Below are 17,530 nucleotides of genomic sequence, written 5' to 3' on the forward strand. Positions count from 1 at the left end.
GCTGTCCACCCCGATCCTGAAAGACGTATCGATGACCGTCACACCTCCGACGGCGGAGGCCGAGACCCCTCGGCGCTCCCTTCGTTCCTTCCGCTCCAGCCGCGGGCGCGAGACGTGGGCAGGGCTCGGCATGGTCGCGCCGGCCGCGCTCCTGCTCACGCTCTTCCTGATCATCCCGGTGGTCCTCGCGTTCACCCTCTCCTTCACGAACGCGAGGCTCATCTCGCCCAACCCGCCGCGCTTCGTCGGGTTCGACAACTTCATCCGAGCGTTCACCGCCGACCCGCTCTTCGTGCAATCGATCGGCAACACGGCGATCTTCGCGCTCGTCGTCGTGCCCGTGCAGGCCGGACTCGGTCTCGCGCTCGCGGTGCTGGTGAACCGAAAGCTCCGCGGCACGACGTTCTTCCGCGTCGTGTTCTTCGTTCCCGTCGTGACGTCGATCGTCGTCGTCTCGATCCTGTGGAAGTTCCTCTACCAGGATGATGGGCTCATCAACTCGATGATCGATGCCGTCACCTTCGGGTTGTGGAGCGGAAACGACTGGCTCAACGATCCCTCGACGGCGCTCGGGGCGATCATCGTCATGTCGATCTGGCAGGCCGTCGGATTCCACATGATCATCTGGCTGTCCGGGCTGCAGACGATTCCCGAGGAGCTCTACGAAGCGGCCCGCATGGATGGTGCCAGCCCCTGGCGCCAGTTCACGAGCGTCACCTGGCCGGGGCTGCGCCCGACGATGGTGTTCGTGCTCGTCACCATCACGATCGCCGCTCTCGGGCTTTTCGTCCAGATCGATGTGATGACGCAGGGCGGCCCGCAGGGTGCGACCTCGACGGTCGTCTACCACGCGGTGCGCAAGGGCTTCGGTCAGCAGGAGATCGGTTACGCGGCCGCGATCTCGCTCATCTTCTTCGTGGCCGTGCTCATCATCGCGCTCATCCAGCGTCGCATCACCCGGGAGAAGGACTGATGACCGCCACCGTGGACAACCACACCGGGACGAGGCGCGCTCCCTCGCGCTCCGCTCGCGTCTCGAAGTCGACTGCGGCGAGCCGCCGATGGGGCACGACCGCGACCTACATCGCGATGTCCGTGCTCGCCGTGATCTTCCTCTTCCCGCTCGTGTTCATGTTCGTGTCGAGTCTCAAGCCCGACGCGCAGATCCTGCAGGATCTCGACTCGCCGCTCGCCTTCCTTCCCGTCGGAGACATCAGTCTCGACAACTACTTCGGTGTATTCGATCGGGTGCCGGTCGCGCAGTTCATGTTCAACTCGGTGCTCGTCACCGTGCTGACCGTCGGGCTTGGACTCATCGTCAACTCGATGGCAGGGTTCGCGCTTTCACGGCTCGCGTGGCGCGGCCGGCTCGTCGTGCTCGCCGTCATCATCGCGACGCTCATCGTGCCTTTCGAGACGATCGCCGTCCCGATGGTCTACTGGGTCGCCCAGTTGCCCACGCTCGTGTTCGAAGGCGGCGTGCTCAAGTACGACTTCGGCTGGTTGAACACCTACGAGGTGCAGATCGTCCCGTTCATCGCGAACGCGTTCTCCATCTTCCTGTTCACGCAGTACTTCTCCACGATCCCGAAGTCGCTCGACGAGGCGGCGCGGATCGACGGGGCGAGCTGGTTCATGATCTATCGCCGCATCATCGTGCCGCTGTCGGGGCCGGCGTTCGCCACGGTCGCGATCCTGACCTTCCTGCCCGCGTGGAACCAGTATCTGTGGCCGCTCATGGTCGTCCAACGAGAGAATCTGCGTCCCGTCATGGTCGGCATGCAGTACTTCTTCCAACTCAACACCGCCTGGGGTGAGGTCATGGCATACACGTCGTTGATCACCGTCCCCGTGCTCATCGTCTTCCTGATCTTCCAGCGCGCGTTCGTCAGCTCGATCGCCGCGAGCGGAGTGAAGGGGTGAAAGGAAACACCGTGTTCGACCTTCCCGACTCCTGGGTATGGGACTACTGGTTCGCCGACGACGGTGAGCGGTACCACCTCTTCTTCCTCTATGCCTCGCGCGCGCTGCACGACCCCGAACGGCGCCACTACCGTGCGTCGATCGGGCACGCGACCTCGACCGACCTCGTCGAGTGGACGCGTGGGCCCGACGCGCTCGTGCGCGGTGACGCACCCGCCTTCGACGACCTCGCCACCTGGACGGGTTCGACGGTGAGGCATCCGGACGGTACGTGGTTCCTCTTCTACACCGGCGCCAGCCTGAGCGACGGGGGCAAGAACATCCAGTCGATCGGGTACGCCACGTCGGATGACCTCGTCACGTGGCACAAGGCGCCCCATCCTGTGCTGAACGCCCGGGCGCCCTGGTACGAGACGATCGACAGCGGGGCCTGGCACGATGAGGCCTTCCGCGATCCGTGGGTCTTCCCCGACCCCGACGGTGTCGGGTGGCACATGTATGTCACGGCACGCGCCCCCCACGGCCCCGTCGAGGGCAGGGGAGTGATCGGCCACGCGTGGTCGGCCGACCTTCGCGAGTGGGAGCTGCGGGAGCCGTTGAGCGTGCCCTCCGACAACGGGTTCGGGCAGCTGGAGGTCGTGCAGGTCGAGGTCGTCGACGGTCGCCCCGTCCTCCTGTTCTCCTGCCTGGCGGAGCATTCGATGCCGTCGCGACGGCCCGTCGCGGGAGGCACGTGGGCGGTCGCCGCCGACAGCGTCCTCGGCCCCTTCGACATCTCTCGTGCCGAAGCCGTGACCGGCGACGACCTCTACGTGGGCAGGCTCCTGCGCCGCCGCGACGATGGCCAGTGGTTGCTCTTCGCCTTCCGCAACCGTGGTGCCGACGGGCGCTTCGTCGGGGGAATCACAGATCCGATGCCGGTCGAATGGGTCGAGGGGCGTCTTGCCGTGCGTGAGCCCGTGGCCGGCAGCCGTTCGTAGACTGGGGCGATGCGACCGCTCACCGAAGCCGACGTCCGCGCAACGTTCGTCAACGCGGACCCGGAGGAGCTGCGGATCATGGAGATGCCGCACGATTTCCTGCTCGTCGATTGGGACTACCTCGACTTCTTCGCGTGGTCGGATCCGAACGCCAGCCGTCGCGGCTACGTCCTGATCCCGTTGGAGGAGAGGGTCGTGGGGATCGTGCTCCGGGCCACCGAGCCAGGACGAGGGCACGCAGGCATGTGCGACATCTGCCACACGATGCAGCCCGGCAACCAGGTCTCCCTGTTCTCCGCGCGTCGCTCGGGCCAGGCCGGGCGTCGGGGTGACTCGGTCGGCGTCTACCTGTGCGCCGACCTCTCCTGCCACGAGAACGTGCGCCTCGCGCATCCGCTGGCGCCGAACGAGGTCAGGGCACCGGGGCAGGCCGATCTGCGGCTGGACGGCACGCGCCGCCGCATGGAGCGCTTCGTCTCGCAGGTCTGGCAGCGCATCTGATCGCGGCTACGCTGGACCCACACGTCCTGTGCTCGAAGGAGACGCCATGAGTGATGCCATCCTGTTCGCCGTCGAAGAGGGGATGGCCAGGCTCACGCTGAACCGCCCCGCCCGCCTCAACGCGTTCAATGCCGACCTCGCGCACGCCTGGAAGGATGCGACGGCCGAGGCGACATCGCGGGCCGACGTGAAGGCGATCCTGATCGATGCGTCGGGCCCCGCCTTCTGTGCAGGAGGAGACGTGATCGACATGGCGACGTCCATGGGGGCATCCGGTGCGGAGATCACCGCGCTCGCCGAGGTCATCAACTCCGGCATCCGCTCCCTCACGGAGTCGACGGTTCCCGTCGTCGCCGCCGCGCACGGCACGACGGCGGGCGGCGGTCTCGGCATCCTGCTCTCCAGCGACTACGCGGTGGTCGGCTCGCGGTCGAAGCTCGGCAGCCTGTACGCCAACATCGGCCTGACTCCCGACCTCTCCGTGTCGGCTCAGCTCGCACGCGCGATCGGCCAGAGGCGCGCCCTGCAACTGGTGCTGCAGGATCGTCTGCTCTCGGCCTCCGAAGCGCTCGACTGGGGGCTCGTCGCCGAGGTCGTCGAGGGAGAGGACTCCGCGGCCGAGGCCGCCCTGGTCCGGGCGCGAGGCGAGGAGATCGCCCGCTTCTGGCTGGCCGGAGCCGCCGACGCGTACGGTCAGGCGAAACGACTGGTCCGTTCCCAGCCCGAGCGCTCCTTCGCCGAGCAGCTGAGCGAGGAGGCCCGGTCGATCGGCGCAGCGCTGGAGACTCCGGACGCACAGGCGCGGGTGTCTGCCTTCGCCGCCGCATCCGCCAAGAAGGGCGGCTGACTTCTTCTGCTCCGCCGCAGCACGGAGGCGACTTTCCCCAACCCGTGCGGTGCCCGCGGCATCCGTCGGTGGCCGTGGCAGGATGAAGGCATCGCCGCTCGACGAGAGGATCGCCATGTCCCAGCCGGACATCACCACCCCGCAGCCGCAGGGTGAGAAGAAGAACATGTCGCTGCTGATCCGAGGCTCCCTGTGGATCGCGATCGGCGCCCTGATCGCTGCCGCGCTGGTGTGCGTGGTCTGGGTGCTCATCGGCGATCAGGACGGCTTGATCGGCCGAGCGTTCCTCACGATCCTCCTGTTGGCGGCCTTCGCAGGGATCGCGATCGCCGAAGCAGGACTCGCGCCGAACCGTCCTGACTGGCTTCAGCTGGCCAGCATGGTGAGCTGGATCGTCGCGCTGCTCGTCGGCGCCGTCAAGATCTGGCTCCCCGAAGACGGCATGTACTTCGGAGCCGAGCGCTTCTTCCAACTGCTGCTCGTGATCGGCATCCTGCAGCTCGCGCTCGTGCACGTGCGACTGTTCACACCGGCCGCCCAGCGCTACGTCACCACGTTCACGCGCGTCATCTACATCGTCACGATCACTTTCCTCGCCGGGCTCGTCGGCATGCTCGTGTTCTTCCTCGCCTTCCCCAACACCTTCGAGTACGGCGCCCTCTACTGGCGGATCGTCGTCGCGCTCACGATCCTCGTCGCCGTCGGCACCACGCTCATCCCGCTCCTGAACGCGCTCTTCGCGCCGAAGAAGGCACCCGCCGCGCCGGGCGTCGGGGCTGCGCCGTCCTGGCCGACCTATGCCGACGGCATCACGCCGCTGCCGGTGCTGCCCGACTCGTCGCCCGATTGGACGGCCTACTACACCGGGTACCCGACAGTCACCGCGCAACAGTCGCTCCCGGCGGCTCCGGCGGCGAGCTTCCCCGTCGTACCGCAGCCGGTCGAGCAGGCGTACGCGAACCCCGCGCCACCGCAGCCGGCCCCCGGTGTGCACACGCTGCCGCCCACGCCCGGAGCTGTGGAGCAGCCCCCGGCACCGAGACAGGAACCCTCCGCGTTCCCTCCGCCTCCGCCCGCGCCGCAACCGCCCGCACCGCAGCAGCCCGCACCATGACCCTCGTCGGAGACCTCGGCGAGCTCGCGACGGAGATCGCGCGCGAAGCGGGGGAGCTCGCGCACAGGCGGCGGCAAGAGGGCGTGCGCCTGGCGGCGACCAAGTCGACGCTCGCCGACATCGTGACGGAAGCCGACCGTGAGGTCGAAGCGCTCATCCGCCAACGTCTGCGCGCCGCCCGTGCCGAGGACGGCTTCCTCGGCGAGGAGTCAGGAGCCGAAGCCGGGACGAGCGGGATCACCTGGGTCGTCGACCCGATCGACGGCACCGTGAACTACGCGTACGGCATCCCGGCCTACAACGTCAGCATCGCCGCCGTCCGGGGGGAGCCCGACCCGGAATCCTGGGAAGCCCTCGCCGCCGCGGTCAACGCACCCGCGCTCGGTGAGATCTTCACCGCGGCACGGGGGCATGGGGCGTGGTCCGAGGGCGCTCGGCTCGCGGTCACACAGGAGACCCCGGCCGGAGCGCTTCTGGGGACCGGGTTCGGCTACGACCCGGCAACCCACGAGGGCGACCTCGCCACGGTGGCGCGGGTGATGCCGATGGCGCGTGACGTCCGTCGTATGGGAGCGGCCGCTCTCGACCTCGCGTATGTCGCTGCGGGTCGACTCGACGGATACTTCGAGCGCGGCTTGCGCCCGTGGGACCATGCCGCCGGTGCGCTCCTGGTCTCGGAGGCGGGTGGAGTCGTGTCACGCATCGAGGTCGACTCTCCGCGGCCGATGATCATCGCGGGTGGCCGCGACGTGCACGACCGACTGCTCGCGATCCTGGACACCGAAAAGTGAATGATCCATGGCTTTCCCAGGGTGGCCAGGGTAGTGTTTTATCCGATCGTTATTCTCACCACCCGAAGGTGAGAGTCTGAGTTTGCGCCCCCGAGCTGACGCACGACCCGAGAGAAACGCTTTGCCCTTCGAAAATCCTGAGGCTACCCCTGCGCCCACGCGCCGGTCGAGCCGACTCCGCAACGCGGCCTCCGAGGCCTCTGCGGCGGGAACGACGGGACCCCTCTCCACGGCGGATGCCACGGCCGTCGCCCTCGCCGCTGTCGCTCCTCTTTCTCGTCGCGCTGCTCGCCAGCGTCAGGCGGCCGGCGCGGACGTCGCCGAAGCGCCGGCTGAGCCGTTCATCGCCGAGACCCCCGCTCCGATCATCGCTGATGTCCCGGCATCACCGGTCGTCGTCGACACCGCCGACGAGCCCGTCGAGGCTGCAGAGCCCCTCACGGTCGCAACTCCGGTCGAGTCGACGGAATCCATCGCAGACGCCGCGCCCGAAGATGACATCGACGAGTTCGAGCGCGCCTCGCGCGCCTTCCGCACCGGCTCGGTCCCCGTCGTACCCGCCTCCGTCCGGACGTCGGAGCCGGCGCCGTCGGAGCCGGAGGGGGCCGGTGTCCCCGCGCACGTCGCCCCGCGCCGCCCGCGCAACATCCGCAAGATCGTCACCGTCGGTGCGACCGTCGGTGTGATGAGCCTCGCCGGGCTCCTCGCCGTCTCCATGACGCTTCCCGCCGAGGCTGTGGCCGCGGTGCAGGGGCGTACCGCGATGGCGCCCACCTCGCTGGTTTCGGCCGCGGCATCCGACGCGAAGGAGTCCGCCGCCGCAGAGATTCAGGCGTTCGTCGCGCCGGGCGCGGTCGAGAACGAGCCCCTCGCTCGTTCGGACGACTTCAGCACGGTCTCGCTGGTCGAGGTCGCCGCTGAGCAGGGCATCAACTACTCGGGCGAGGTGTTCACGAACGACCCGGATGCCGCCATCCAGTGGCCGTTCCTCGTCGGGGTCGGCATGAGCTACGGCTATGGCATGCGCAGCGGGCGTCTGCACGAGGGCATCGACTTCGTTCCCGGTGACGGCGCCCCCATCCAGGCGATCGCCGACGGCACGGTCCGTATCGCGACCGAGCAGGGTGCCGCCTACGGCGTCACGGTCTACATCGACCACGTCATCGACGGTCAGGTCATCACGAGCCACTACTCGCACATGCAGTACGGATCTCTGCAGGTCAAGGCCGGCGACACCGTGAAGGTCGGCGATATCGTCGGCAAGACCGGCAACACCGGACGCTCCTACGGAGCCCATCTGCACTTCGAGCTCATCGTCAACGGCTCGACCATCGATCCGATGCCGTGGCTCAAGGCGAACGCCGGTCGCACCTCGTATTGACCCGGCTCGATTTCATGGGGACGCCACAGTGATGGTATTCTCGTACGGTTGCCCCGCGCGGGCAGCACGCCCCGATAGCTCAGTGGCAGAGCACTTCCATGGTAAGGAAGGGGTCGTCAGTTCAATCCTGACTCGGGGCTCGCAGCATTCCTCCCACACGGACGGATGCCGTGCGGCAGGGTAGCTCAGTTGGTGAGAGCGCACGACTCATAATCGTGAGGTCGCGGGTTCAAGCCCCGCTCCTGCTACAGATTCAAACCCCCGGACTTCCGGGGGTTTTGTCGTATCCGGGTGAGTCCGGGAGGTTGTGCCGCTTGAGGGGTCGAGAATGCATCGCGCTGGCCAGATGCGGACCCGCCGAGGTACGATTGAAGCACGGCGGGCATTAGCCCTCGGAGCCTGGCAGTCTTCCGGACGGTATGACGAGCCAGGCTCACGTGTTTCTACAGTCGGGTGACCCGAGACTCGACGATCGCCTCGACGCGACGGATCCAGTCGCCGCCGTTCGAGTAGCACCAGGCGACGGCATCACTCACCCAGAGCAGCGGATGTTCGTGCGGAGCGACATGCCGATACTGCATCTCCGATGATCCACCATGGCGGATGGCTTCCGCGATCAGTCGGCGGTCGGCGCGTTCGAGGGACTCGTCTCGTTCGATGATCAGCTGTGCCACACCAACGCGGGCGGCCTCCTCAGTGAGTGCGCCAAGGGATAACGGCCGCGCTTCTTTGTCCGACCGCTGCTTGACGACCCACACGGACACGCGCACGCCGAGAGTGCACATTCGGGAGAGGATCTGGCGTCGTCGACTATCGCTCTCACTCTTGAAATGGATGCGTCGCTGACCCGGCTTGAGGAGACTGCGCAGTGCCCGTTCGGATGCCTCAACGTCGCGGACTGCGGAGGCAGTAGCAACGACGTAGTACCCGCGGGCCTTCGACTCGTCGACGTAGACACGATCGGCAGAGCGGAAGATCACCGTTCAACCGTAGACCGCACTTCGGACGCATCGATTTGGTCGTGTGAGTTTCGTGGCCCGGCTGCTGATTCAAGTGTCGCGCTGTGAGAACTTTCTATCCTCTTTCAAGGCCGGCCTAGCGGCCGGTTGCGCCGTCGGGACTTCCGGGGGGGTTTTGTCGTATCCGCTTCCGCTCCCTAGCCGTCGACACGCATAAACATCCGACCTTTCTTGACACGGCTCCCGGCGCGCGGTCATCATGTCCTGTGAACGTCGTCACGAGGAGAAGTATGCGCGTCGCCCTGCATTCAGTGATCGCCGAGGGAGCAATCGAGGATTACCGGACCCATCACGCCCGGGTCCCCGAATCCCTCCGCGAACTCTTCGGCACCGCGGGCATCCACGACTGGACCATCTGGCGCTCGGGGCGCAACCTCTTCCACCTCGTCGATTGCGACGACTTCGAGGCGGCGATGCGTATCGTCAACGCTTCGCCGGCGAACGATGCCTGGCAGGCTGACATCGGGCGGTTCGTCGAGGGCTTCCACGGCCCGGATGGTGAAGAGGCGTTCGCACCCATCGAACAGGTCTGGGCGCTCTCGGAGCAGCGCGCAACCGGCGGCTGAGCAGACCAGGGCGGTCGCGTGTCACCGGGAGGAGTCCCGACCGGGGCCCGACCGCCGTGGCGGGAGATGCGGGATCTGGATCGGTCGCGTCGCACGTGACGCGTCCTGGAACCGTCGCACCGCGTGCAGGACCTCCTCCGCGGACGAGTAGCGCAACGCGAGCGGAAGATCGCGCCGCCACAGGACCTCGACCTCGGTCGGAGCGTCTTCGAAGATCGTGCAGACGACACGGCGATGGTCGTCTGCCGGGTAGTGCAGATCGTGGATCGCCCAGTCCGTCGTGCTGACCTGCACCAGGCTGAACCTTCGGTCCGGATCGTGCTCCATCATGCTCCTAGCTGTCCCCACCGTGAAGCATGCGCGATCGGCGCTCGGAGCGGGAGCCCCTTGACAGACGCCCGAGACTTCTTCGGATCATTTTGTGACGTTCGTCGGCCGATATCCGTCCTAGTGGTGTCGCTGACCTGCGGCCCGCGCTCTGCAACGGAGGCGGACACATGGATGAAGGAGCTCAAGATGGCGAACGTGACTGGTGGCGCCCAGCCCAAGGCTCAGGCCGTCGCACCGCAGCCGGGGATTGCTGCGGGAAAGACGACGATCGAGGATGCGGTGGTGGCGAAGATCGCCGGGATCGCCGCCCGCGAGGTGGCGGGTGTCCATGCGCTCGGCGGGGGTGCCGCCCGCATGGTCGGCGCGATCCGTGACGCCCTCAACACGACCGACCTCTCTCAGGGGATCAGCGTCGAGGTCGGTGAGACGCAGGTCGCCGTCGACGTGACGATCGTCGCGGAGTACCCGGTCTCGCTGCAGAAGGTGGCGGACGAGGTTCGTGCGGCCATCCACCGAGCGATGGTGGAACTGGTGGGCATGGAAGTCGCCGAGGTCAACGTGACCGTCAACGACGTGCACATCCCCTCCGACGACGAGGACGAGGGCACGCAGGAGGCGCGAGTCCAGTGAGTGCCTCGGTGATCGGCGCGGCGGCCGCCGCAGTGCTGGCGCTCACCTGGGTGGTCCTGGGGTTCTGGGCGTTCCTGCTCGTGGCGCTGGCGATGCTGCTCGGAGCGGTCGCCGGCCGCATCATCGACGGTCGGCTCGACGTCCGCGCGCTCGCCGAGGTCTTCCGGGGCCGGCGTTCCTCGTCATGACCGACGGGGTGGTACCTCCGGCACCGGAGGACGCCGTCGCGGGGACGACGACGATCACGGCCCGCGCGCTGCAACGACTCGCCGTCGGCATCGTGCACGACGCCGCCCGGGTGTCCACCGGAGACGTCGGGGTGCAGCTGTCCGATCGGCGTGGCGCAGTGCGGATCGCGGTCACCGTCCCGGTCACTCCGGGGCAGGCGCGGAATGTGATCGACAGCGGGGAAGAGCTTCGGCGGGACCTGATCGAGAAGATGCGGATGCTGGCCGCCCGAGAGGTCAGCACCGTGGACATCCAGTATTCCGGCGTCCGACGCAGCACGGAGAAGAGGGTGAGATGACGAACGAACAGGCGACATACCGGCGGGTGCTCCGCCGGGAGACGCACGCGCCTCGCACCGTTCCGGCTGCGGTGGTCGCAGTGGTCGGGGTCGTGTCGGCCCTCGCCTTCCTCACGGGCGGAGCGTGGTGGCTTGTCGACGCCGCCTTCCGCGACAGGGTCGCTCGAGAGCTCGATGCGCTCGCCGCAGGAGCGACGGCGCAAGCGGCGCCCCTCGCGTCGGGCGCTGTCCTCGTGCTTCTCGCTTTCGTGCTCCTCGCGCTCGCCGTGCTGCCGGGCCGTCGCCGCCGTCGTGCACGCACGACTGAGCGAACGGCCCTCCTCGTGGACGACGGCGTGATCGCCGACTCGGTCGCGGAGGCTGTGGCTCGGCGCGCCGGAGTCGATCGCGCACGCGTCGCCGTGACCGTCGGCAGGCGGGACGTCACCGTCAGGATCACGCCGACCAGTGGGGTCCCCGTCGATCGGTTCGGAGCCGAGAGGGCAGCGAAGGATGTTCTCTCGGGAATCGGATTCCCTGCGATTCCCCGCGTCAGCGTGGACGAGCACGGGGTGATCGCATGAACCTCACGAACCGCCTGGCCAATCGACTGCTCCTCTTCGTCGCAGGCATGTTCCTGCTGGCGATGGGTGTCGTCGCGCTCGCCGCGGGGATGCTCCTCGGCGGGCAAGCGCCCGGATGGCTTCAGCAGCGGGCATCCGCGGTGCCCGCTGCGGTGGAAGCGGCTGCAGGGTGGACGTGGCAGATCCCGGGCGTCGGGTCGGTCTCCGCTCTCCTGCTGCTCACGGCGGCAACGGCGGTGCTCCTGATCGTCGCCCTCATCGCGTTCCTCGCCACGCGGAGACGCGGGAGGTCGAAGGCCGTGCTCGAGGTCGACGTCGCGGGTGGGCGGACGACAGTCGATCGGAACGTGGCCGAGGAGGTGCTGACGGCGCCGCTGATCCGCCGCCACGACGTGCTCTCAGCCCGTACGGCTGCCTACCGCGTCGGAAGGAGGCATGCCGTCGCTTTGGCGATCACCGTGCGGCCTGGTGCCCCCCTCGGTGTGATCATCGCCGCGACCGAGAAGGCCGTTCGGGAGTGGGACGAGCTCCTGGGCGCGCGCATCCCGATCCTGGTGCACCTGTCCGATCGCCGGTGGCGTGATGCCTTCCGGTCGCCGACGAGGGTGCAGTAGGCCGTGCGATCGCCGAAGAGACCACCACGCGGAGGTACCGCGTGAGGATCCGACCTCGAGACCCGAGGTCGCTGAGGAAAGGAGACGCCATGGGCGCAGAAGACAAGATCAAGGCCGCTGCGGAGAAGGTCGCCGGGAAGGCGAAGGAGACCGTCGGCAAGGTAATCGACGACGACAAGCTCGTTGCCGAGGGCAAAGCCGAGCAGGCCAAGGGGAGCGTCCGCGACGCAGCAGAGGACGTCAAGGACGCCTTCAAGAAGTGACGGGAGCGGGGGAGAGGCTCGCGCGGGCCTCTCCCCGATCTCTCCCAGACGGGTGCGAAATGATCCGATCTGATCGGGTGTCCGCTCCGAATCTCTTGGAGGAGCGGATCGAGGGGTGGGGTGAATGGAAGACGAACGCTTTCGCAGAGCGCTCGAGCACGCGGACGATGCGATCGTCGCCGGTCGCGCGATGGACGGAGACGTCGAGGCATTCGCGGTGCTCGTGCGTCGGTACTCGCCGATGATGCGGGCGTACACGCAGCGGATGCTGAACGCCTCGGCCGATGTGGACGACATCGTGCAGGAGACGTTCGTGACCGCCTGGCAGCGATTCGGTGAACTCGAGGACCCGGCGAAGGTGAAGAGCTGGCTGATGAGGATCGTGAGTCGGAAGGCGGTCGACCGCATACGCGCGATCCGGCCGGCGGTCGACATCGATTCGATCGACCGACCGGCGCCGCTGCACGCCTCACCGTCTGCGGTGGTCGAGGTGCGAGCGGGCGTCGCGGCTCTGGGGGCGGCCCTGCGGGAACTCCCCGATGCTCAGCGAGAGTCCTGGATCCTCCGGGAGATCGGCGGCTACTCCTACGAGGAGATCGCGGAAGAGCTCGACATTCCGGTCTCCACGTCAAGGGGGCTGCTTGCAAGAGCCCGCAGATTCATGATCGTACGGATGGAGGAGTGGCGATGACCGACGACAGAGAGACGCCGAAGGCCCGCAGGCTCAGCCTGGCACCGACCGATCTCGACGGGCACACACTCGACGAGCTCACCGACTACCTCGAGGCGGGAAGGCAGCCCGCCGATCGCTCGATCGATGAGTCGCCCGGCTGCCAGCTGGCGCTGGACGCACTGGAGCGCCTGCAGGGGCTCGGTGCCGAGCTGATCGCCGTGGAGACCGCGGCCGAACCGGAAGTCGACCAGAACTGGGTGGACCGCATCCTCAGCGGTATCGCGATCGACGCCCGTGCGGGCCGACGCATCCCGTTCGCATCCGCCGCCCCGTCGGCGGACCTCGGGATCACCGAGGGTGCGGTGCGCGGTCTCATCCGCACGGCGGAGAAGGTGGTGCCCGGACTGCTCATCGGGCGCTGCCGACTCGAGGGTGATGTCACGATCCCGAACGCACCCATCCGTGTCGAGGTCGACGCGAGCGCGGTGCACGGGCAGTCGATACCGCTGGCGGCCGAGCAGCTGAGGACCGAGATCGACCGCGGTCTCCGCGTCCACACCGAGTTGAACATCGTCGCGATCGACATCGCGATCCGAGACATCCGGGAGGTGTCGTCATGGACCGAGGAGGGATGATGACGCCAGAGGCACGCGCGCAGCTCGCGACGTCGATCGAGGAGACGGTGCGCGCGACCCCGGGTGTCCGGAGCGTCTATCGGTCCGGATCGCTGATCTCCAACCTGCTTCGTGTCGGGGCGGCGGCGCTGGGGGTCCGCAAGGACGACGAGCCGATCGTCGCGGTCGTCCCGTCGGGCGACGGCGTCGCGGTCGAGGCGTCCATCGGCGTCGACGAGGACACGCCTGCGGGCGAGACGCTGCGTGCCGTCCATGCCGCCGTCGATGCGCTGCTCGCCGCACACGGTGTGGGGAGCGACAGCATCACCCTCACTGTGGTGCACGTCCAGTCCCGAGAGGCGACAGAGCGGCCATGAGGCGTCCGAGTGTCGCTCCCGGCGAGAGCGGCACTCGGAAGCGCGGCGCCGCTCAGGCGACCGCGCGCAGACCCTCGAGGAGCGGAGTGGTCGGGCGGCCGATCAGGCGGGCGAGTGTGCCGTCGGTGTGGGCGAGCGCGCCACCCTTGATCCCGGCGTCGAGCGCGGCGACGAATCCGGCCGTGTCCTCGTCGAGGCCGGCCTCACGGAGCGCCGCGACCTGATCGTCGAACGAGATCGGGACGTAGGACACCGCGCGTCCGGTGATCTCGGCGGCGGCCGCAGCGAGATCGGAGTACGTCCATGCGACATCGCCGCCCAGCTCGTAGACCTCTCCGATGTGGCCGTCTTCGAGTGCCACGACGGCGGCAGCCTCCGCGAAGTCCTTGCGGCTGGCCGAAGCGACTCGTCCGTCTCCGGCACCTGCGGCGAGCACACCGGTCTCGGCGGCCCGTGCGAGGTCGGCCGCGTAGTTCTCGGTGTACCAGTTGTTCCGGAGGATCACCGCGGGCAGTCCCGCCGCGGCGATGAGTTCCTCCGTCGCCTTGTGCTCCGGTGCCAGGACCAGATCACTCGAGGTCGCCTTCGGGGCGCTCGTGTAGACGAACTTGGTGACACCGGCGGCCTTCGCCGCGTCGATGACCGCTCGGTGCTGGGGCACGCGCTGGCCGACTTCGGATCCGGAGACCAGGATGACCGTGTCCGCACCGTCGACGGCGGCGGTCACGGACGCGGCGTCCGTGTAGTCGAGGTGCACGGTGCGTACGCGCGGATCGGCGACCTTCGCCGTGTCGCGGGCACCGGCGATGATCGACTGCGGGTCCGCGCCGCGCTGGAGAAGGCTGTCGATGATGAGGCGGCCGAGGTTGCCGGTCGCGCCGGTGACGAGGATGGTCATGGGAGTCCTTTCGTTGATGACACCTTCGACAACCGCGGGGCGGCCTTTCCGCATTCCGATCTGCAGGTACCCACTTTGAAGTAAGGTACCCACATGACGGTAAGTTTCGCTCAGATCAAGGAATCGACGCCCTTCGCCTTTGATCAGAACTGCGGCACACGTGTCGTCCTCGACCACATCATGAGCAAGTGGGGCGTCCTGGTGCTGTCGTGTCTGTCCGATGGCACCCACCGCTGGGGCGCACTGCGTCGTGAGGTCGACGGCATCAGCGAGAAGATGCTCGCCTCGACGTTGCGCACCCTCGCCGACGACGGACTCGTGCACAGGGAATCGCTGCCGACCGTGCCACCGCACGTCGAGTACAGCCTGACGCCGCTCGGGCGCGACCTGATGGAGCGGATGCTGCCGCTGATGGAGTGGGTCGCCGCCCATGCCGACGGCATGCTCGGGCGCTCGGGGTGATACGCAGTCAAAACCCGCAGTTCTAGGGGTCGCCCACCGTGGGAATCGAGTGCTTTGCTGGCAGCACCCGTGGCCATCGGCTGGCGATAACTTCTCCGTTCGGGGCGCTTGGTCAACTGCGAGGAACCCGATGGACAGCGCATTCGAGACCCCCAGGTCACCGGACCGGCGAAGTGCGATCGTGGGGGCGGCCTGGTCGCTTCCCGTCATCGCGGCGGCGATCTCCACGCCGCTCCTGGCGGCCAGCGTGATCGCCCCGTGCCCGGTCGTTGCGGAAGCAGACTGGGGAGGGTGGGTGAATCAGGGCCAAGGGCTCGTAGCGCCGGGCGGTTCGAACGGGACGAACGGGTGGTTCCGGTCAATGGCCGGGGTATCGGGGTTCGTTTCGATACAAGACAGCATTGCTGTCGCGCCCTCGTCGAATACCCCGCTCGCCTACGTCATCACCGATGTAATGATCCCCGTGACGCCAGGGACCACGTACTCCTTCGCGTTGCAGGGCGTGGGGCGGTGGGGCAACGGTGTGAACAACGCGAACACGCGGTTCCAACAGGTCCAGATCAACATCGACGGTGTCCTGCAGTGGCAGGGCGATACCCGCACGAACCTGCTTCCGAGCCTCGGCCCGCAGGAAATCGGATTCAGCTATGTGGCGCCGGCGGCAACGACCATGATCACGTTGACCTATCGCTTCCTCATTCCGCCTCGGCCGCGCGGCGATGCCCTCGGCGCCAATGACGACATCGCGCTATCGAATCCGATCATCACGTGTGCGTAGGCCAAGACGACGAGCCAGGGACTGCGCGCGCAGACTCTTGACCCGGCCTCTCTCACAGCCCTAGGTTCACATCATGTCGACAACGCCGATTCACCTGGAACGACCCGATGGCAAGGGTCTCGCTGCGGGAACGCTGGGCTTGTGGGGATCGACCGTCATCGGTCTCGCCTCCACCGCCCCCGTCTACTCGCTCGTCGCGACGCTCGGATTCGTCGTGCTCGCGGTGGGAGCACAGGCTCCGATCGCCTTCATCATCGCGTTCGTGCCGATGCTTCTGATCGCCTTCGCGTACCGCGAGCTCAACAACGCGGTGCCCGATTGCGGCACCACCTTCACCTGGGGCACCAAAGCCTTCGGGCCGTGGGTCGGCTGGATGGGCGGCTGGGGCGTCGCGGTCGCCGGCATGGTCGTCCTGGCCAACCTGGCCCAGATCGCCTCGGTCTACTTCTGGTCGCTGATCGGTCAGGACCTGGAGAACAACGACTGGCGGGTGGTCCTCGTCGCCGTCGCGTTCATCGCCGCCATGACATGGGTCAGCTGGCGCGGCGTCGAGATCGGCGAGCGCATTCAGAACATCCTGCTCGGCATCCAGTACCTGGCGCTGGCCATCTTCGTCGTCACGGCGCTGTGGCAGTTCTTCGCCGGCACGGCCCCGAACCCGACGCCGTTCGACTGGGACTGGCTGAATCCTTTCGCCTTCACCGATTGGTCGGGTTTCACCGAGGCGATCCTGCTCGCCCTCTTCATCTACTGGGGGTGGGACACCTGCCTCGCGCTGAACGAAGAGACCAAGGACCCGAAGCGCATTCCCGGTCGCGCCGCACTGCTCACGACGGTCATCCTTCTCTTCACGTACGTCGCGGTCACGATCGCCGCGATGATGTACGCCGGACTGGGGGAAGACGGTACGGGGCTCGGCAACGAGGCGAACGCGGACGACTTCTTCCTCGCGATCAAGGACGGCCTCCTCGGGCCGTTCGGGTGGGTCCTGGTGGTGTCGGTGATCATCTCGGCGGTCTCGTCGACGCAGACCACCATCCTGCCGACGGCCCGCGGCACGCTCGCGATGGGGGTCTACCGTGCGCTTCCCGCAAAGTTCAAGGATGTGCACCCGACCTACAAGACGCCGTCGTTCTCGACGATCGTCATGGGCGTGGTCGCCTCCCTCTACTACATCGGCATGACGCTGATCAGCGACAACATCCTGCAGGACTCGATCCTGTCGCTCGGCCTCGCGATCGCCTTCTACTACGCCATCACCGGGTTCGCCAGCGTGTGGTACTTCCGCAAGGACCTGACCGCCTCGCCGCGGGAGTTCTTCTTCAAGGGGCTCTTCCCCCTCCTCGGCGGGCTCATGCTGACCTGGGCGTTCGTGCAGTCCGCGATCGACATGTGGGACGTGGATTACGGCTACACCGTGCTGTTCGGCATCGGCGGCACGTTCGTGATCGGCGTCGGCTCGCTCGCGTTCGGCCTGGTGCTGATGTTCGTCTGGTATCTGTTCCCCCGGTCCAAGAGGTTCTTCCGTGGCGAGAGCCTCAACCGCGACACCGAGGTGATGGTTCCCGATGAGCCTGCCGTGACGATCCGATCGATCGACGGGGGCATCTGACACGGACAGACCTACCCGCGACGAGAAGGCGATCCTGGTCGAGCTCTGAGCGGTGCCCGGTGGGTTCT

Annotated in this window: 24 protein-coding genes and 2 tRNA genes; 23 read left to right on the forward strand and 3 right to left on the reverse strand. The window is 67.4% G+C overall.

All coding sequences use genetic code 11. The features are described 5' to 3' along the window. Positions 1-31: 31 nt before the first annotated feature. From LC041_RS05635 to LC041_RS05680, 10 genes are all read left to right on the forward strand, one after another. Positions 32-973, forward strand: a complete 942-nt coding sequence (locus tag LC041_RS05635) for a carbohydrate ABC transporter permease (protein ID WP_226531978.1) — start codon at positions 32-34, stop codon at positions 971-973. Then, positions 973-1,923: a carbohydrate ABC transporter permease gene (locus LC041_RS05640; RefSeq protein ID WP_374197655.1), complete on the forward strand. Its 951-nt coding sequence runs from the start codon at positions 973-975 to the stop codon at positions 1,921-1,923. The genes LC041_RS05635 and LC041_RS05640 overlap by 1 nt, the downstream gene beginning before the upstream one ends. An 11-nt stretch (positions 1,924-1,934) precedes the next feature. Continuing rightward, positions 1,935-2,903: a glycosyl hydrolase family 32 gene (locus tag LC041_RS05645; protein ID WP_226532586.1), complete on the forward strand. Its 969-nt coding sequence runs from the start codon at positions 1,935-1,937 to the stop codon at positions 2,901-2,903. A gap of 9 nt (positions 2,904-2,912) precedes the next feature. Then, positions 2,913-3,404, forward strand: coding sequence for an FBP domain-containing protein (locus LC041_RS05650; RefSeq protein WP_226531979.1), 492 nt, complete (start codon positions 2,913-2,915; stop codon positions 3,402-3,404). Positions 3,405-3,450: 46 nt separating this feature from the next. Continuing rightward, the gene (locus tag LC041_RS05655; RefSeq protein ID WP_226531980.1) at positions 3,451-4,251 is read left to right on the forward strand and encodes an enoyl-CoA hydratase/isomerase family protein; all 801 of its coding nucleotides are present in this window, start codon (positions 3,451-3,453) and stop codon (positions 4,249-4,251) included. Between the two features lie 115 nt (positions 4,252-4,366). Continuing rightward, positions 4,367-5,365: a hypothetical protein gene (locus LC041_RS05660; protein WP_226532604.1), complete on the forward strand. Its 999-nt coding sequence runs from the start codon at positions 4,367-4,369 to the stop codon at positions 5,363-5,365. Beyond that, a complete protein-coding gene (locus LC041_RS05665; RefSeq protein WP_226531981.1) occupies positions 5,362-6,156 on the forward strand; it encodes an inositol monophosphatase family protein in 795 nt (264 codons plus the stop codon). Before LC041_RS05660 ends, LC041_RS05665 begins: the two co-directional genes overlap by 4 nt. A 121-nt stretch (positions 6,157-6,277) precedes the next feature. After that, positions 6,278-7,537: a M23 family metallopeptidase gene (locus LC041_RS05670; RefSeq protein WP_226531982.1), complete on the forward strand. Its 1,260-nt coding sequence runs from the start codon at positions 6,278-6,280 to the stop codon at positions 7,535-7,537. A 68-nt stretch (positions 7,538-7,605) separates the two neighbouring features. After that, a tRNA-Thr gene (locus LC041_RS05675) sits at positions 7,606-7,677 on the forward strand. 34 nt (positions 7,678-7,711) lie between these two features. Continuing rightward, positions 7,712-7,785 (forward strand) — tRNA-Met (locus LC041_RS05680). Positions 7,786-7,980: 195 nt separating this feature from the next. Here LC041_RS05680 and LC041_RS05685 read toward each other — a convergent pair. Then, positions 7,981-8,517 (reverse strand): hypothetical protein, encoded by a 537-nt coding sequence (locus LC041_RS05685; protein WP_226531983.1) that lies wholly within the window; start codon positions 8,515-8,517, stop codon positions 7,981-7,983. Positions 8,518-8,786: 269 nt separating this feature from the next. Between LC041_RS05685 and LC041_RS05690 the strand changes: the two genes are divergently transcribed. Beyond that, positions 8,787-9,122, forward strand: a complete 336-nt coding sequence (locus LC041_RS05690; protein WP_226531984.1) for an L-rhamnose mutarotase — start codon at positions 8,787-8,789, stop codon at positions 9,120-9,122. Positions 9,123-9,143: 21 nt separating this feature from the next. On the opposite strand, the gene LC041_RS05695 is transcribed toward LC041_RS05690, so the two are convergent. Next, positions 9,144-9,452: a hypothetical protein gene (locus LC041_RS05695; RefSeq protein WP_226531985.1), complete on the reverse strand. Its 309-nt coding sequence runs from the start codon at positions 9,450-9,452 to the stop codon at positions 9,144-9,146. 186 nt (positions 9,453-9,638) lie between these two features. Here LC041_RS05695 and LC041_RS05700 point away from each other — a divergent pair, with 186 nt between their 5' ends. From LC041_RS05700 to LC041_RS05740, 9 genes are all read left to right on the forward strand, one after another. After that, complete coding sequence (locus LC041_RS05700) at positions 9,639-10,082, forward strand: Asp23/Gls24 family envelope stress response protein (protein WP_226531986.1); 444 nt, start codon at positions 9,639-9,641, stop codon at positions 10,080-10,082. Next, positions 10,079-10,270 (forward strand): DUF2273 domain-containing protein, encoded by a 192-nt coding sequence (locus tag LC041_RS05705; RefSeq protein WP_226531987.1) that lies wholly within the window; start codon positions 10,079-10,081, stop codon positions 10,268-10,270. The genes LC041_RS05700 and LC041_RS05705 overlap by 4 nt, the downstream gene beginning before the upstream one ends. Further along, on the forward strand, positions 10,267-10,608 hold the full coding sequence (locus LC041_RS05710; protein WP_226531988.1) for a hypothetical protein: 342 nt from the start codon (positions 10,267-10,269) through the stop codon (positions 10,606-10,608). Before LC041_RS05705 ends, LC041_RS05710 begins: the two co-directional genes overlap by 4 nt. Continuing rightward, complete coding sequence (locus LC041_RS05715; protein ID WP_226531989.1) at positions 10,605-11,171, forward strand: DUF6286 domain-containing protein; 567 nt, start codon at positions 10,605-10,607, stop codon at positions 11,169-11,171. Before LC041_RS05710 ends, LC041_RS05715 begins: the two co-directional genes overlap by 4 nt. After that, positions 11,168-11,785, forward strand: coding sequence for a hypothetical protein (locus LC041_RS05720; RefSeq protein WP_226531990.1), 618 nt, complete (start codon positions 11,168-11,170; stop codon positions 11,783-11,785). The genes LC041_RS05715 and LC041_RS05720 overlap by 4 nt, the downstream gene beginning before the upstream one ends. An 89-nt stretch (positions 11,786-11,874) precedes the next feature. Continuing rightward, the gene (locus LC041_RS05725; RefSeq protein ID WP_226531991.1) at positions 11,875-12,048 is read left to right on the forward strand and encodes a CsbD family protein; all 174 of its coding nucleotides are present in this window, start codon (positions 11,875-11,877) and stop codon (positions 12,046-12,048) included. 124 nt (positions 12,049-12,172) lie between these two features. Then, positions 12,173-12,739: an RNA polymerase sigma factor gene (locus LC041_RS05730; protein WP_226531992.1), complete on the forward strand. Its 567-nt coding sequence runs from the start codon at positions 12,173-12,175 to the stop codon at positions 12,737-12,739. After that, positions 12,736-13,356 carry a hypothetical protein gene (locus LC041_RS05735; RefSeq protein WP_226531993.1) on the forward strand — a complete coding sequence of 207 codons (621 nt, stop codon included), beginning with the start codon at positions 12,736-12,738 and terminating at the stop codon, positions 13,354-13,356. The genes LC041_RS05730 and LC041_RS05735 overlap by 4 nt, the downstream gene beginning before the upstream one ends. Continuing rightward, positions 13,353-13,712, forward strand: coding sequence for a hypothetical protein (locus tag LC041_RS05740; protein ID WP_226531994.1), 360 nt, complete (start codon positions 13,353-13,355; stop codon positions 13,710-13,712). Before LC041_RS05735 ends, LC041_RS05740 begins: the two co-directional genes overlap by 4 nt. Positions 13,713-13,764: 52 nt before the next feature. Here the strand turns inward: LC041_RS05740 and LC041_RS05745 are convergent, their stop codons facing one another. Then, the gene (locus LC041_RS05745) at positions 13,765-14,610 is read right to left on the reverse strand and encodes an SDR family oxidoreductase (protein ID WP_226531995.1); all 846 of its coding nucleotides are present in this window, start codon (positions 14,608-14,610) and stop codon (positions 13,765-13,767) included. A 93-nt stretch (positions 14,611-14,703) separates the two neighbouring features. Here LC041_RS05745 and LC041_RS05750 point away from each other — a divergent pair, with 93 nt between their 5' ends. The 3 genes from LC041_RS05750 to LC041_RS05760 all read left to right on the forward strand — a co-directional run bounded on the left by LC041_RS05750 (position 14,704) and on the right by LC041_RS05760 (position 17,462). After that, entirely contained in the window at positions 14,704-15,072 is a 369-nt protein-coding gene (locus LC041_RS05750) for a winged helix-turn-helix transcriptional regulator (protein ID WP_226531996.1), read from the forward strand. A gap of 130 nt (positions 15,073-15,202) precedes the next feature. After that, positions 15,203-15,850: a hypothetical protein gene (locus tag LC041_RS05755; protein WP_226531997.1), complete on the forward strand. Its 648-nt coding sequence runs from the start codon at positions 15,203-15,205 to the stop codon at positions 15,848-15,850. Positions 15,851-15,923: 73 nt separating this feature from the next. Then, positions 15,924-17,462, forward strand: a complete 1,539-nt coding sequence (locus tag LC041_RS05760) for an APC family permease (RefSeq protein ID WP_226531998.1) — start codon at positions 15,924-15,926, stop codon at positions 17,460-17,462. Positions 17,463-17,530: the final 68 nt, after the last annotated feature.

This window comes from Microbacterium paraoxydans (assembly GCF_020524545.1).
In the GTDB taxonomy this organism is placed as follows: Bacteria; Actinomycetota; Actinomycetes; order Actinomycetales; family Microbacteriaceae; genus Microbacterium; species Microbacterium paraoxydans_C.